The following is a 13,582-nucleotide window of genomic DNA, read 5'->3' on the forward strand; positions in this document are numbered from 1 at the left end:
GCTCGTACGAAAACGGCCACCGCCGCGCGGTGACGACAGGGCATGCGGCGGCCGGCAGCCGACCTGGAGGGTGGAGGGCTCCCGTGGCAGTGCCACGGCGAGAGGGAGCGACACTTCCACCCCGGTGTGGGAGCGCTCCCGATCAAGGAGTCTTGCCGACGATGAAACATGTGTCAACAACGTGTGTCGAACACCGACGACCTGCTACGACGTGTCTGCCCGGTACGACACCGATGGTCCGACTCGGGCGACGGGGGCCGGGGGTGATCAGGAGGAGAGCGCGGGGAGCCCGATCGGGCTGTCCGGCGGGATGACCGTGTGGCAGGCGCGGGCGACCGGGACCAGCAGCTCGCGGAGCCGTTCGGTGCCGTCCGGGCCGAGAGCCAGCCAGGGGCGGGCGGCGGCCCGGTCGGTCGCGTCCTCCACCGCCCGCAGGCCGGCGTGCCCCGCCTCGGTGGGGGTGCCCCCGTCGGTCAGCCACCCCCGGTCGACCAGCCGGGCCCGCGCCTGCGCCCACTCGTCCCCGGTCCAGCCCCGGCCGAGCAGGTGCTCCTCCGGCCGGTCCTGGGCGACCCGGAACGTCAACGTCTCGATCGGGTCGAGACCGGCGGCGACCAGGGCCGCCACGTGCCCGTCGCCGCGGTGCTCGCGCAGCGTGGTGGCCGCCTGCCAGAGCCGGGCCAGCGGGTAGTCGCCGCGCGGCAGGGCGGCGTTTGCCGCGCCGAGCACCCGGCCGGCGGTGTCCGCCCCGACCGCTGCGGCCTCCAGCAGCTCGGCCGCCTCGGCCAGGTGCGCCTCGGGAAGTTCGTAGGTGAGCTCGGCAAGCGCCTGCACGGCCCCGGTGAGCCGGGCACGCAACGCCTCCTGCGGGGCGGCGAGCTGCCACACCGCCGGTAGCGCCCGGCTCACCATCGGCGGGGCGAAGGTGAAGAAGACGGCGGTCACCGGGGCGGCGTCGACCGGCCCCAGCGGGGCGGCCCGGCCCGCGAAGTAACCCCGCCAGTAGCCACGCAACCCGATCGCCTCGGTGGCGGCGCGGGCCCGGGGGTGGAAGTAGGTGATCGCATGCACGGGTTCGACGTGCGTCCACATCAACCGGGCGGTCCGCCCGGGATCGTCCAGCGGCGGCACGCGCACCTCCGGGTCGGTGGGGGTCACCGTGGCGCGGACCGGCCGCCCACGGTGACCCCGAACCTACTGCCGGTAGGTGCCGGCCGGAAGACCCGTGTGGTCTACTGCACCGCCAGCACGTCGACGATGAACCGCAGCGGGCCGGCGGGCGCGCCGGGACGCTGCGGCTTGTCGCCGTACGCCAGGTCGGCGGGGATGTCGAGCTGGACCCGGCTGCCCACGGTCTGACCCTGCATGCCCTGGTCCCAGCCGGGGATGACGTTGCCCTGGCCGAGGCCGAAGGTGAACGGCTCGGACCGCTTCCAGGAGGCGTCGAACTCCTCACCGGTCTTGTACGACACACCCACGTAGTTCACGGTGATCTGCTGGCCGGCCTGCGCGGCCGGGCCGGTGCCCCGGATCAGCGGGGTGGCCTTCAGCCCGGTCAGCTCGCCCTCGCCCTTGCCGGCCTGCGGTTTGGTGCACAGCGCCTGGTCGGCCCCGTCGGGCAGCTTGGGGAAGTCACCCGCGCAGCCGGCCGGTGCCGCCGCCGGCTTCGGGTCGTCCTTCTCGCCGTTGCGGACCACCACGAACACCCCGACGATCACCGCGATGACGGCCACGCCGGCGACGGCGCCCAGCCAGGCCTGCCGGCGCTTGCGCTTCTCGGCGGCCTTCTGCGCCGCCAACTGGGCGGCGAGTCGCCGCTGTGCCTTCGTCTCCGGGGCCTGACCCTGGCCCGCCGAACGGTTCTCCGTACGCTCGCTCACGTCCTCGACTCCCTGCTGATGTGGGTGACCGGCCCGGCGACCCGGTTCCGTGGCCAGCGCACACGGTACCCGGATCGATGCCGAGGGTGGGCCGTCGCCCGCCCGTGCTGTCCGGTGGACGGACCGGGCCTCCCGGTTCGTGCCCGTCTTTCCGGGTGGCGGGGGCCGTCCGGCGGTAGGTTCTCGACCATGGCGATCCTCACCGACGAAGACAAGGCCCTGCTCGCCGAGCCGCAACTCGCCCACGTGGCGACCATCGAGGCGGACGGCACGCCGCACGTCACCCCGGTCTGGGTGGACGTCGACGGCGAGCACATCCTGTTCAACACCGCCAAGGGGCGGCAGAAGTACCACAACATCGCCCGCAACCCGGTGGTCGCGGTCTCCGTGGTCGACCGGGCCGACGACTTCCGCACCCTCTGGGTGAAGGGCACCGCCGAGTTCGTCACCGAGGGCGCCGACGCGCACATCGACCGGCTGGCGAAGAAGTACCTCGGGCAGGACACCTACCCGTTCCGACGGCCCGACGAGGAGCGGGTGATCGTCCGGATCACCCCCACCGAGAAGCTCGGCCGCGGCTGACCGACGCACGACCCCCGGCGGGACGGCCCACCGTCGCGCCGGGGCGTCGGGCGGGTCCGCCGCTCAGGCGCTGCGGCGCGGCGCGGCCTTCTTCTCGGCGGTCTTCTTCGCCGGTGCCTTGGCGGCCTTCTTCTCCGTGGTCTTCGTCGCGGCGGTCTTCTTTGCCGGCTCCGCCCTCTTTGCCGGCTCCGCCTTCTTGGCCGTGGTCTTCTTCGCGGCGGTCTTGCGGGCGGCGGTCTTCTTCGCCGGTTCGGCCTTCGCCCCCGGTGCCTTCGCCGCCTGCTTGGCCGACCGGGCCGACGAGATCGGCGTCGGCTCGCCGGCCCCGCCGGAGGGTGCCTCGCCCCGGGCCACCCGGGCCCGCTCCACGGACGCCTTCAGCGCCGCCATCAGGTCCACCGCGGCGGCCGGCGCGGCCTCCTCCTCCGCCGGCTGGACCACCTCGCGCCCCTCCACCTTGGCGTCGATGACCTCCTGCAACGCCGCCCGGTAGTCGTCGGTGAAGGCGTCCGGCTGGAACTCGCCGGCCATCGAGTCGATCAGGGAGGCGGCCATCGCCAGCTCCGGCGGGCGGACCTTCAGGTCCTCGTCCAGGAAACCGAAGTCGGGGGTACGCACCTCGTCCGGCCAGAGCATCGTGTTGAGCAGCAGCACCCCGTCGCGGACCCGCAGGGTGGCCAACTGTTCCCGCTGGCGCAGCGCCACCTTGACGATCGCCACCCGCTCCGAGTCGGCCAGCGCGTCGCGCAGCAGCACGTACGGCTTGGTGGCGGTCCCCTCCGGCTCCAGGAAGTACGCCTTGTTGTAGAGGATCGGGTCGACCTGTTCGGCGGGGACGAACTCCAGCACGTCGATCGCCCGGGAACTGGTCAGCGGCAGGTCGGCGAAGTCGGCGTCGGTGAGGATCACCATCTCGCCGCCGCCCAGGTCGTAGCCCTTGGCGATGTCGTCGTAGCTGACCTCCTCGCCGCAGACCGAGCAGGTGCGCTTGTAGCGGATCCGGCCGCCGTCGTCGCGGTGCACCTGGTGGAACCGGATGTCCTTCTCCTCGGTGGCCGAGTAGAGCTTCACCCCGATCGAGACCAGCCCGAACGACACGGCGCCCTTCCAGATCGCCCGCATCCCGATGCTCCTCTCACCGCCCTGACCAGGATCGCAAACGATCGAAGCCCCCGCACGTGCTTCCGTGCGCAACTACAGTCGGACAGGTGCCCGGCACGCCGTTGAAGCCGATGCTCGCGACGACCGGGCCGCTCCCGGTGGGTGCCGGCTGGGCGTACGAGTTCAAGTGGGACGGGGTGCGCGGGCTCGCCGACCTGACCGGTGGCCACCCGCACCTGTTCGCCCGTTCCGGCGTGGAGATCACCGCCGCGTACCCGGAGCTGGTGACCCTGGCCGAGCAGGTCGACGATGCGCTGCTCGACGGTGAGGTGGTCCTCTTCGACCCGGCCGGGCAGCCCTCGTTCACCGCCCTCGCCGAGCGGATGCACGTACGGGACCGGGCCAAGGCGGCCCGGCTGGCGGCGACCCTCCCGGTCACGTACATGATCTTCGACCTGCTGCGGTGGCGGGGCGAGGATCTCACCGGGTGGCCGTACCACGAACGGCGGGCGGCGCTCGACGGCCTGGGGCTCGGCGCGGCCCGGTGGGCGGTGCCGCCCTTCTTCACCGACGGCGCCGCCACCTACCAGGCGGCCGGGGAACACGGCCTGGAGGGGGTGCTGGCCAAGCGGGCCGACTCGGTCTACCGACCCGGGGTGCGCTCGCCCGACTGGGTGAAGGTCAAGCTGGAGGTGACCGGGGACTTCGTGGTCGGCGGCTGGCGGCCCGGCGCGCGGAAGATCGGCGGGCTGCTGGTCGGGGTGCCCGGCCCGGACGGGCGGCTCACCTACCGGGGACGGGTCGGCGGCGGGATCGGCGCGGCCCTGGAACGGGAACTGCTGCGCGAACTCGAACCGCTGCGCGCCGACGGCTCGCCGTTCGCCGGAGACGTGCCGCGCGAGGATGCCCGGGGCGCGATCTGGGTAACCCCCCGGACCGTGGTCGAGGTCAGGTACGGCCAGCGCACCCCGGACGGGCGGCTGCGGTTCCCCCGGGTGCTGCGCCTGCGCCCCGACAAGCCACCCGGGGAGGTGGAGGATGCCTGAGCGGGTGAAGGTCGAGGTCGACGGCCGGGCGTTGGAGCTGTCCAACCTGGACAAGGTGCTCTATCCGGCGGCCGGCTTCACCAAGGGCGAGGTGATCGACTACTACACCCGGATCGCCCCGGTGCTGCTGCCGCACCTGGCCGACCGGGCGCTGACCCGGATCAGGTTCCCCAACGGCGTCACCGGCGGCTCGTTCTTCGAGAAGAACGCCCCCGCCGCCACCCCCTCCTGGGTACGCACCGAGACGCTGCCCGCCCCCGGGTCGAGCCGGGGACGGGAGACCATCGACTACGTGGTCGCCGACGACCTGCCCACCCTGGTCTGGCTGGCCAACCTCGCCGCCCTCGAACTGCACACCCCGCAGTGGACGATCGGCGGCCACCCGGACCTGATGGTGGTCGACCTCGACCCGGGCCCCCCGGCCACCCTGCGTCAGTGCTGCCGGGTGGCCGTCCTGCTGCGCGACCGGCTCAGCCGCGACGGGGTGACGGCGTACCCGAAGACCTCAGGCAAGAAGGGCATGCAGCTCTGCTGCCCGATCAGCGCCACCCAGGACGCCGAACTCGTCTCCGACTACGCCAAGCGGATCGCCCAGGAACTGGAGCGGGAACACCCCAGGCTGATCGTGTCGCGGATGGCGAAGAACCTGCGGCCCGGGAAGGTCTTCATCGACTGGAGTCAGAACAACGCGGCGAAGACGACCGTCACGCCGTACTCGCTGCGGGCGCAGGCGGTGCCGGCGGTGTCGACCCCGCTGACCTGGGACGAGGTCGAGGCGGGGGCGGCGGGGAAACGGCCTGCGGCGAAGCCGTACACCGCCGGGGAGGTGCTGCGGCGGGTCGAGCAGCAGGGCGACCTGCTCGCCCCGCTGCTCGACGGCGGCCCGATGCTGCCGGCGTGAGCTGCGCGACGGCCCGGCCGACCCACAGCTGTGGCGGGTCGGTCGGGCCGTCACCGCTGGATGACGGCCGAGCCGGTCACCGCTCGATGACGGTGCCGCTCGCGTCGATGCCGTGGTCCCGCCAGTAGACGTCCCACTCGTCGTCGACGTGCTGCGGGACCTTGCCCTGCGGGTAGCGGACGTACGGCGCGGTCGGCTCCTGGCCGTCGGGGAAGCAGGCGCTGCCGCCCTGCCCACCCACCGCGATCGCCGGGTACTCACCATCGCTGCAGATGCTCTCCCGGTAGCCGCAGCCGCTGGTCAACAGCAGGCCGCCCAGGCCCACCCCGACAAGAACGATCATCATCCGCGTACGCATGGGTCGAGTCTCGTCACGGCGGACGGTGCTGTCATGCGCACGCGTACTCAACTCGTCCCGGCTCGGTATGGTGGGACGTTCCGTCCGGACAGGAGGCCCGATGGTTGCCCACTCCGCCGTCACCGCGTCGACCGACGTGCCTGAGCAGGTCGACCGGCCGCTGCTGACCTACTGCGACGACGCGACCGGGGAACGGACGGAGTTGACCGCGAGCGGGCTCGGTGACTGGGCGGCGCGCACCGCCGGCCTGCTGCGCGACGGCTGCGGGCTGGGGCCGGGCAGCCGGGTCGCGGTGCTGCTGCCGCCGCACTGGCGTACCGCCGCGGTGCTGCTCGGGGCCTGGTCGGTGGGGATGGCGGTGTCGTTCCGGCCACGCGCCACCGCCGGGTTGCCGGCCCTCGAACCGGGCGGTGAGCGACCGTACGACGCGGTGTTCGTCACCCCGCAACGCCTCGACGACTGGCTGGAGGACGTGCCCGAGGGGGTGCACCGCTATCTCGTCGGCACCGGACCCGGGGCGCTGGCCGACGTGCCGGTGGGCTGGCTGGACTGGTCCGTCGAGGTGCTCCGGCACACTGATGCTCCGCCCGACTACGCCGCCGTCCACCCCGCCGCCCCGGCCACCCCCGACGGCACGAGCTTCGGTGCCTGGGGAAACCTCGCCAGGGAGGTCGCCGACCGGCTCGACCTGCGCCCCGGCGACCGGCTGCTGGTCGACGCCGCCGAACACGAACAGCCGCTGAAGTGGCTGCTGGCCCCGCTGGCCGTCGGTGCCTCCGTGGTCGTCTGCGCCAACCTCGACCCCGCCACCCTGCCCACCCGGATCGCCACCGAACAGACCACCCACACCCTCTGAACCGCCCCGCCCCGCCCGCAGGGGGTGGGGCGGGGCGGGGATCGACTCAGGGGCCGGTGTTGCGGTGTCCGATGAGTTCGGTGGCGCTACTTCGGCTCCCCTGAGTGGATCATGGCGAGTGGGTCAGCAGGTGGTGTTGCCGGCGGGGACCCAGCCGTCCAGGGACGGGTCCTCGGCACCGTGGCCGTAGATCCAGGTGTCGTTGTCCTCGGACCAGCCCTGACCGTGCCAGCGGAACCCCCGACCGGCGGTCAGGGTGCGCAGCACCTGGCCGTGCGGTGCCGTGCGGAGCCAGGTGTTCTGCGTGAGGTTGCAGACGAAGCCGGGCGCGTCGCTGGCCGAGGCCGGCGTGGCGGCCACGACGGTGCCCGGGGCGACGACGAGCGCGATCGCCAGGGCGTGCAGGAGTCGGCGTTTCACTCGGAATCCCTTCGACGTGTCGGAGTCACTGTCTACTGTGGACACCGTACCCGTCGGGGGACCGGGCTGCCTGTCGGGCGGGGTGCGGCCGGGCCCGAGCCCGGTCAGTCGACCGTGGGAAGCTTCGGGCCGAGGACGTCGTCGGCATCGACGATCGTGTACGCGTACCCCTGCTCGGCGAGGAAGCGCTGCCGGTGGGCCGCGTACTCGGTGTCGATGGTGTCCCGCGAGACCACAGTGTAGAAGTGCGCCTGCCGACCGTCGGCCTTCGGGCGGAGCACCCGGCCCAACCGCTGCGCCTCCTCCTGCCGGGAGCCGAACGTGCCCGACACCTGGATCGCCACCGCCGCCTCGGGCAGGTCGATGGAGAAGTTGCCGACCTTCGAGATGACCAGCGTGCGCAGCTCACCCGAGCGGAAAGCGTCGAACAGCCGCTCGCGCTCCCTGTTGGTGGTGGAACCCTGGATGATCGGCGCGTCGAGATACTCCCCGAGCTGGTGCAACTGGTCGATGTACGCCCCGATCACCAGCACCTGGTCGTCGGGGTGCCGGCCGACCAGCGCCTTCACCACCGGCAGCTTCGTCCGGGCGGTCGCCGCCATCCGGTAACGCTCCTCGGCCTCCGCCGTCGCGTACGACATCCGCTCCGCGTCGGTCAGGGTGACCCGGACCTCGGTGCACTCGGCCGGGGCGATCCAGCCCTGCGACTCGATGTCCTTCCACGGCGCGTCGTACCGCTTGGGGCCGATCAGGCTGAACACGTCACCCTCCCGGCCGTCCTCGCGGACCAGGGTGGCGGTCAGGCCCAGCCGGCGGCGGGCCTGGAGGTCCGCGGTGAACCGGAAGATCGGCGCGGGCAGCAGGTGCACCTCGTCGTAGACGACCAGACCCCAGTCGCGGGCGCCGAACAGGTCCAGGTGGGTGAACGCGCCGCCGCGCCGCGAGGTGAGCACCTGGTACGTCGCGATGGTGACCGGACGGATCTCCTTACGCTCGCCCGAGTACTCCCCGATCTCGTCCTCGGTGAGCGAGGTGCGGGCGATCAGCTCTCGCTTCCACTGCCGGCCGGCGACCGTGTTGGTGACCAGGATCAGCGTGGTCGCCTTCGCCTCGGCCATCGCCGCCGCGCCGACCATGGTCTTGCCCGCCCCGCAGGGCAGCACCACCACCCCGGACCCGCCGGCCCAGAACGCCTCCACCGCCTCCCGCTGGTACGACCGCAGCGTCCACGGCCTACCGCCGTCCTTGCCGGCCTCGGTCAGCTCGATCGGGTGCGCCTCACCGTCGACGTACCCGGCCAGGTCCTCCGCGGGCCAGCCCAGCTTGAGCAGCGCCTGCTTCAGCCGACCCCGTTCGGACGGGTGCACCCGGATCGTGTCGTCGTCGATCCTGTCACCGAGCATCCCGGCGAGCTTCTTGCTCTTGGCGACCTCGATCAGCACCATCCGGTCCAGTCCCCGCAGCACCAGGCCGTGCGCCGGGTCGTTGGCGAGTTGGAGCCGGCCGTACCGGTCCATCGTGTCGGCCACGTCGACCAGCAGGGCGTGCGGCACCGGATAGCGGGAGAACTTCAACAACGCGTCGACCACGGCCTCGGCGTCGTGGCCGGCGGCGCGGGCGTTCCACAGTCCCAGCGGGGTGAGCCGGTAGGTGTGCACGTGCTCAGGGGAACGCTCCAGCTCGGCGAAGGGCGCGATCGCCATCCGGCAGGACTGGGCGTCCGGGTGGTCGATCTCCAGCAGCAGCGTCTTGTCGGACTGCACGATCAGTGGCCCACCGCTCACGCCAGGTCCTCTCCTCGGCCGGATTCCCCCGTCGGCGGCGAATCCCGCCGCAGGTCGACCATCCAGTGTTGCACGGGGGTGGGAGACTGCCAGAAAATCTTCGCAATGGGTGCAACGTTTCCCAGAGCGCACGCGTCTACCAGTGGGACGACCGACCCGGGGAGGCACACGATGCAGGTCCGCCACAGAGCCCGGGTCGTCGCCCTGGCCATGGTCATGCTGGTCGGCGCCGGTGGTTGTGCGTCCGTGCCGCAGGCCGACCCGGGTGGCACAGGAGGAGGGCTCGCCCCGGTCGGCAGTGCGGAACAGGTAACGGGGGCGGGTGCCTCCTCCCTGCCCGACCAGCTGACCGGGTCCGACACGAAGCCCCGGCACCGGGAGAAGCCGCAGCCCAAGATCCGCGCCACCACGACCCCGAAGGCGTCGACCGGGCGTCGCCCGCGCGTCCCGCAGAAGTCCAACCTGACCCGCTGCCAGCAGGGCGAGCACCAGCGTGAGGTGGAGACGTACCTGGCCCGGCTGGGCGGGTTCGGCACCGTGACCGTGGACGGCCGGCAGACCGACGCCGACTGCGCCGCGATCAAGAAGTTCCAGCAGCGGTACGACATCCGCCCCGCCGAGGGGCGCGCCGGCCCACTGACGTACGACGTGGCGAAGCGGCTGGCCACCACCGACGTCAAACGCTGCTCCGCCGGCTCCGGCACCACCTTCTGCGTCGACCTGACCCGGCAGACCACCTGGGTGATGCGCGACGGCAAGGTGGTCGCCAAGCCCACCGTCACCCGGACCGGAATGGCCGGATACGCCACCCCCGCCGGCACGTACCGGGTGAACTTCCGCAACCTGAAGGAGTGGTCCAACCCGTACGAGGTGTGGCTGCCCTACTGGCAGCGCTTCAACGGCGGGATCGGCTTCCACCAGACCACCACCTACCTGCACAACGCGGGGATCGGCTCGCACGGCTGCGTCAACCTGCTGCACGCCGACGCGGTGCGGTGGTGGGAACTGGGTAGGGTCGGCTCCCGGGTGGTCCTCGTCGGCCGCCGCCCCGGCACCTGAGCCGCCCGTCCGCCCTGCCCGTCTCGCGTCCGGCCCGTCGGTAGTTGTCCATAGGGGCCGGATCGGGGGTTATCCCCCTGTCCGTCCTGGCGACCGGGTGCCACCCTGGAAGCCGGGGGCCGGACGGGGTGGGAGGGCTGGGATGACCGTCGACCACGAGATGATCGCCGAGGACGCGGCGAACGGCGAGCAGGTGACACCGACCGACGAGGTGTCCACGGCCACCATGGTCGGGTACGCCGTCGCCGGGATCGCCGTCGTCGGCTGGTTCCTCTTCGGGTGGCTGGTGCAGCGGCAGGGCTTCATCGACTCGGTCGGTGAGGCCGCCGGCACGGGCTTCGCCCTGCTGCTCATCGTCTCCGTCATCGGCACCGTACGCCGCAGCCGCCGCTGAGCGGCAGCGGAGGGCGGTGCCGCCGGGCGGTCAGTTCTCCCGGACGGCCGCGGTGATCCGGTGCAGGGCGAAGGTGTGCAGCATCTCGGTCCGTTCGTCCTCGGCACGCAGGTAGCCGGCGCCGATCGACACCGGCCGCAGCAGCCGGGACAGCGTCGCCCCGTGGGCGTCGACGTAGCCGACCCAGACCAGCGCCTTGTCCCGGACCGCCTGCTGGAGCACCGCCAGGGCCTCGGCGTGACCGTGTGCGGGCACCGGGCCGGCCGCCGCGCGGGCCGCACCGCCCCGGACCACCGCCGGGGCCCGCCGGGCCGCCCGCGCCGCCGCCTCGCCCCGCCGGATCTGCTCCACCACACCCAACAGCCGGGGCAGCGCCAACCGGGGCGTGGCCAGCGGGTCCACCGCCCGCCCGGTCAGCGGCACCCGGGCCGGGGCCCGCCGTACCCGGGGCCGGGCCAGCACCGTCGTGCCGCTGGCGTCCTCCGGCACCGGGGAGTATCCGGCGTCCCGCAACGCGGTCAGCATCCGCCCCACCTGGTACGGGGTGCACAGCACCGTCGGGGCTAGCCGGCGGAACGCCAACGGCGTCAGCCGCCGGTCGGCCAGCACCTCCGCGAGCAGCGCCTCGTCGTCGCTGCGCACGTACCCGCCGGCGGAGCCGACCCGCAGCCCGCCGTGCTGACGGGCCACGTCGTCCACCAGGTAGGTCAACCCCTGCGGGATCGGGGTACGCGACCGCCGCCGGAACAGGTCGTGCAGGTCGTCGGCCGTGTAGCCGGAGTCCAGGGCCCGCCGGACGCTGGCCGTGGTGACCCGGTGCACGCTGGCCCCACCCGCCGACTCCGGCTCGGTCACCGCCTCCAGCTCGTCGGCCAGCGTCGGATCGGGAGGACCGGGCACCACCACGCTCAGGTCGGCCTGCACCAGGAAGTGGTCGACCGGGGCCGGGAGCAGGGCGTCCAGTGCCCGGACCGTACCCGACGAGTCACCGTCGGCGTCGGCGCGCAACCCCAGCGGGTCGTCCCCGCCCCGCTCGTCGGTGTCCGTCACGTCGGCGAGCAGCAGCCGCCCGTACGAGGTGAGCGCGCCGAGGCCGGTCACCCCGAGCCGGGCCGCCTCGGTCAGCACCTCCCGGTGCGCGGCCTCCCGACCCCGGCTGCGCCGGGGCGCCCGCCAGTCGAGCAGCGCCAGCACCTCCTCGGCGGTCGGGGCGGTGGCCGGTTCCAGCTCGGCCAGCACCCCGAGCACCGCCCGGCGGGCGGCCGGCGCACCGGCCCGTTCGGCCTCGGCGGAGAGCACACTGACCGGCCGGTCCCGGTCGTCGCGCTGCCCCACCAGACCGGCCTGCCGGCTCATCGTCAACCACGCGCGGGCCAGCTGCTCCCAGCGGTGGGCCAGCGACATCGCCCGCCACACCTCGTACGCCCCGGTGGGCAGCACCTGCTGTTCGCCGCCGTACCGGCTGGCGGCGGCGGGGAGGTCCAGCTCACCGAGGAGACCTGCCGCGTACGCCACCTCGACCAGCAGCGCGGTCGTCGACTCGTCCAAGGCCACCGTACGGGCCAGCCGGCGCAGGTCGCGTACCCCGATCCCGCCGGACCGCAGCACCGGCGCCGGCTCGGCGGTCAGCGCCTCCAGCAGCGCCTCGGTGTGCCGTACCACCTCCATGGTCTGCCCGACCCCGGCGGAGTCGACGGCCTTGGGTTCCCGGGGTGGTGCCGAGACCGGCGGCGGGTCGATCCGCAGCGGCCCGAGCGGGCCGGTGTCCCGGCGCAGCAGCAACCCCACCTCGCGGGGCAGCTCGACCGTCGCGGCGGAGACCGCCACCAGCAGCCGCGCCTCGACCAGCCAGCGCACCGGCGAACCGGTCGGGGCGCCACCGTTGGTCGGGTCGGGTGGCACGTCGCCCTCCGCGCCGAGCGCCGGCGCCTGCAGCGATCCGGGCGGCACGCTGCCGACCGGTGGGCCGGCGGCGAGCCGGTCCAGGATCGCCCGCGCCGACGGGGGCGCGGCGAGCAGCGTCCGGCGCAGTTTCGCGGCGTCCGCGCAGAGGGCCGCCGCCCGCAGGTCCAGCTCCTCCGCCGGCCGACCCAGCCCCGCCGGGTACGGGGCGAGCTCGTCCACGCTGCCGGTGACCCGGAGTGCCTGCTCCGGGCCGTACAGCAGGAACCGGGCGCGGAGCCGGTCGAGCGCGCCGCGGACCGTGGCCGGGGCGGGCGGGTGCGGCCCGGCGGCGGCCAGGGCGAGGACCGCCTCGGTGGAGGTGCTGCCGTCCGAGGCGTGCCGGGTCAGCCGGGCGGCGTCGAGGATCTGGAGGGTGAACTGGTCCAGCCCGTCGAGCGCGCGGGCGACCGACACCCGCGACTCGGCCCGCAGGGCGAGGGCGGCGACGTCGGCCGGCACCGGCACGACGAGGTCGGGCCGCAGTTGGAGCAGCGCGGCGAGCGCCTCGTCGGGCAGCGCGCGCAGTTGGTCGGCGAGTGAGGTGGTCATCGTCGTTCCACGCTAGCCCGCTGCCGCCCGATCGCGCCGCCCGGACGTCCGGCTCGGGCGACCTGTCCGGGTACCTTCGCATGATGTCCGCGCTGATGGTCGGGTTCGACCTCGACATGACCCTGATCGACTCCCGTCCCGGCATCGCCGCCGCCTACCGGGCGCTCACCGCCCGCACGGGCGTGCCGGTCGACGCCGAACTGGCGGTCTCCCGGCTCGGCCCGCCGCTGCGCACCGAACTCGCCCACTGGTTCCCGGCCGAGCAGGTCGAGGAGGCGGTGACGCTCTACCGGGAGCTGTACCCGGCGTACGCGATCACCCCGTCGGTGCCGATGGCCGGGGCCCGCGAGGCGGTCGACGCGGTGCACGCGCACGGCGGCCGGGTGATGGTCGTCACCTCCAAGATCGGCCGGTTGGCCCGGCTGCACCTGGACCATCTCGGCCTGCCGGTCGACGAGTTGGCCGGCGACCTCTTCGCCGAGCAGAAGGCGACCTCGCTGCGGGAGCACGGGGCCGCGCTCTACGTCGGTGACCACGTGGCGGACATGGTGGCGGCCGGAGCGGCCGGCATCCCGGGCGTGGGGGTGGCCACCGGCCCCTGCCCGGCGGACGACCTGCGTGCGGCGGGCGCACAGGTGGTGCTCGACGACCTCACCGGATTCCCGGCGGCGCTCGACCGGATCATCGGGCTAGCCTTGGAGCAGTAGA

14 protein-coding genes are annotated in these 13,582 nt (G+C 73.5%); 7 read left to right on the plus strand and 7 right to left on the minus strand.

Features of this window, described 5'->3' with window-relative positions:
* Positions 1-267: 267 nt before the first annotated feature.
* Both Q2K16_RS23665 and Q2K16_RS23670 read right to left on the minus strand, forming a co-directional pair.
* The gene (locus Q2K16_RS23665) at positions 268-1,092 is read right to left on the minus strand and encodes an SCO6745 family protein (protein WP_302746589.1); all 825 of its coding nucleotides are present in this window, start codon (positions 1,090-1,092) and stop codon (positions 268-270) included.
* A 140-nt stretch (positions 1,093-1,232) separates the two neighbouring features.
* Positions 1,233-1,880: an FKBP-type peptidyl-prolyl cis-trans isomerase gene (locus Q2K16_RS23670; protein ID WP_302740240.1), complete on the minus strand. Its 648-nt coding sequence runs from the start codon at positions 1,878-1,880 to the stop codon at positions 1,233-1,235.
* A 189-nt stretch (positions 1,881-2,069) separates the two neighbouring features.
* On the opposite strand from Q2K16_RS23670, the gene Q2K16_RS23675 reads away from it, so the two are divergent.
* Entirely contained in the window at positions 2,070-2,462 is a 393-nt protein-coding gene (locus Q2K16_RS23675; RefSeq protein WP_302740241.1) for a PPOX class F420-dependent oxidoreductase, read from the plus strand.
* A gap of 63 nt (positions 2,463-2,525) precedes the next feature.
* On the opposite strand, the gene ku is transcribed toward Q2K16_RS23675, so the two are convergent.
* Positions 2,526-3,584 (minus strand): non-homologous end joining protein Ku, encoded by a 1,059-nt coding sequence (ku, locus tag Q2K16_RS23680; RefSeq protein WP_302740242.1) that lies wholly within the window; start codon positions 3,582-3,584, stop codon positions 2,526-2,528.
* An 86-nt stretch (positions 3,585-3,670) separates the two neighbouring features.
* Between ku and ligD (Q2K16_RS23685) the strand changes: the two genes are divergently transcribed.
* Both ligD (Q2K16_RS23685) and ligD (Q2K16_RS23690) read left to right on the plus strand, forming a co-directional pair.
* The gene (gene ligD, locus Q2K16_RS23685; RefSeq protein ID WP_302740243.1) at positions 3,671-4,609 is read left to right on the plus strand and encodes a non-homologous end-joining DNA ligase; all 939 of its coding nucleotides are present in this window, start codon (positions 3,671-3,673) and stop codon (positions 4,607-4,609) included.
* The gene (gene ligD, locus Q2K16_RS23690; protein WP_302740245.1) at positions 4,602-5,510 is read left to right on the plus strand and encodes a non-homologous end-joining DNA ligase; all 909 of its coding nucleotides are present in this window, start codon (positions 4,602-4,604) and stop codon (positions 5,508-5,510) included. The genes ligD (Q2K16_RS23685) and ligD (Q2K16_RS23690) overlap by 8 nt, the downstream gene beginning before the upstream one ends.
* A gap of 76 nt (positions 5,511-5,586) precedes the next feature.
* Here ligD (Q2K16_RS23690) and Q2K16_RS23695 read toward each other — a convergent pair whose 3' ends face one another.
* Positions 5,587-5,868: an SCO0607 family lipoprotein gene (locus Q2K16_RS23695; RefSeq protein ID WP_302740247.1), complete on the minus strand. Its 282-nt coding sequence runs from the start codon at positions 5,866-5,868 to the stop codon at positions 5,587-5,589.
* 100 nt (positions 5,869-5,968) lie between these two features.
* Here Q2K16_RS23695 and Q2K16_RS23700 point away from each other — a divergent pair, with 100 nt between their 5' ends.
* Positions 5,969-6,724 carry a TIGR03089 family protein gene (locus tag Q2K16_RS23700; RefSeq protein WP_302740249.1) on the plus strand — a complete coding sequence of 252 codons (756 nt, stop codon included), beginning with the start codon at positions 5,969-5,971 and terminating at the stop codon, positions 6,722-6,724.
* A 123-nt stretch (positions 6,725-6,847) separates the two neighbouring features.
* Here Q2K16_RS23700 and Q2K16_RS23705 read toward each other — a convergent pair whose 3' ends face one another.
* Both Q2K16_RS23705 and Q2K16_RS23710 read right to left on the minus strand, forming a co-directional pair.
* The gene (locus Q2K16_RS23705) at positions 6,848-7,144 is read right to left on the minus strand and encodes a hypothetical protein (RefSeq protein ID WP_302740252.1); all 297 of its coding nucleotides are present in this window, start codon (positions 7,142-7,144) and stop codon (positions 6,848-6,850) included.
* A gap of 104 nt (positions 7,145-7,248) precedes the next feature.
* On the minus strand, positions 7,249-8,928 hold the full coding sequence (locus tag Q2K16_RS23710) for a DNA repair helicase XPB (protein ID WP_302740254.1): 1,680 nt from the start codon (positions 8,926-8,928) through the stop codon (positions 7,249-7,251).
* A gap of 171 nt (positions 8,929-9,099) precedes the next feature.
* On the opposite strand from Q2K16_RS23710, the gene Q2K16_RS23715 reads away from it, so the two are divergent.
* Positions 9,100-9,987, plus strand: a complete 888-nt coding sequence (locus tag Q2K16_RS23715; protein ID WP_302740256.1) for a L,D-transpeptidase family protein — start codon at positions 9,100-9,102, stop codon at positions 9,985-9,987.
* A gap of 142 nt (positions 9,988-10,129) precedes the next feature.
* The gene (locus Q2K16_RS23720; protein ID WP_302740258.1) at positions 10,130-10,381 is read left to right on the plus strand and encodes a hypothetical protein; all 252 of its coding nucleotides are present in this window, start codon (positions 10,130-10,132) and stop codon (positions 10,379-10,381) included.
* Between the two features lie 30 nt (positions 10,382-10,411).
* Here the strand turns inward: Q2K16_RS23720 and Q2K16_RS23725 are convergent, their stop codons facing one another.
* Positions 10,412-12,874 (minus strand): helicase-associated domain-containing protein, encoded by a 2,463-nt coding sequence (locus tag Q2K16_RS23725; RefSeq protein WP_302740260.1) that lies wholly within the window; start codon positions 12,872-12,874, stop codon positions 10,412-10,414.
* 83 nt (positions 12,875-12,957) lie between these two features.
* Between Q2K16_RS23725 and Q2K16_RS23730 the strand changes: the two genes are divergently transcribed.
* Positions 12,958-13,581, plus strand: a complete 624-nt coding sequence (locus Q2K16_RS23730; protein WP_302740261.1) for an HAD family hydrolase — start codon at positions 12,958-12,960, stop codon at positions 13,579-13,581.
* Position 13,582: the final 1 nt, after the last annotated feature.

Source organism: Micromonospora cynarisoli, from assembly GCF_030518815.1.
Classification (GTDB): Bacteria; Actinomycetota; Actinomycetes; order Mycobacteriales; family Micromonosporaceae; genus Micromonospora; species Micromonospora wenchangensis.

Bases quoted from the DNA above. Each gene is read 5' to 3' on its own strand.
- Q2K16_RS23665 (WP_302746589.1), bottom strand. From the start codon at position 1,092: ATGTGGACGCACGTCGAACCCGTGCATGCGATCACCTACTTCCACCCC.
- Q2K16_RS23675 (WP_302740241.1), top strand. From the start codon at position 2,070: ATGGCGATCCTCACCGACGAAGACAAGGCCCTGCTCGCCGAGCCGCAA.
- ku (WP_302740242.1), bottom strand. From the start codon at position 3,584: ATGCGGGCGATCTGGAAGGGCGCCGTGTCGTTCGGGCTGGTCTCGATC.
- ligD (WP_302740245.1), top strand. From the start codon at position 4,602: ATGCCTGAGCGGGTGAAGGTCGAGGTCGACGGCCGGGCGTTGGAGCTG.
- Q2K16_RS23695 (WP_302740247.1), bottom strand. From the start codon at position 5,868: ATGCGTACGCGGATGATGATCGTTCTTGTCGGGGTGGGCCTGGGCGGC.
- Q2K16_RS23700 (WP_302740249.1), top strand. From the start codon at position 5,969: ATGGTTGCCCACTCCGCCGTCACCGCGTCGACCGACGTGCCTGAGCAG.
- Q2K16_RS23715 (WP_302740256.1), top strand. From the start codon at position 9,100: ATGCAGGTCCGCCACAGAGCCCGGGTCGTCGCCCTGGCCATGGTCATG.
- Q2K16_RS23720 (WP_302740258.1), top strand. From the start codon at position 10,130: ATGACCGTCGACCACGAGATGATCGCCGAGGACGCGGCGAACGGCGAG.
- Q2K16_RS23725 (WP_302740260.1), bottom strand. From the start codon at position 12,874: ATGACCACCTCACTCGCCGACCAACTGCGCGCGCTGCCCGACGAGGCG.
- Q2K16_RS23730 (WP_302740261.1), top strand. From the start codon at position 12,958: ATGTCCGCGCTGATGGTCGGGTTCGACCTCGACATGACCCTGATCGAC.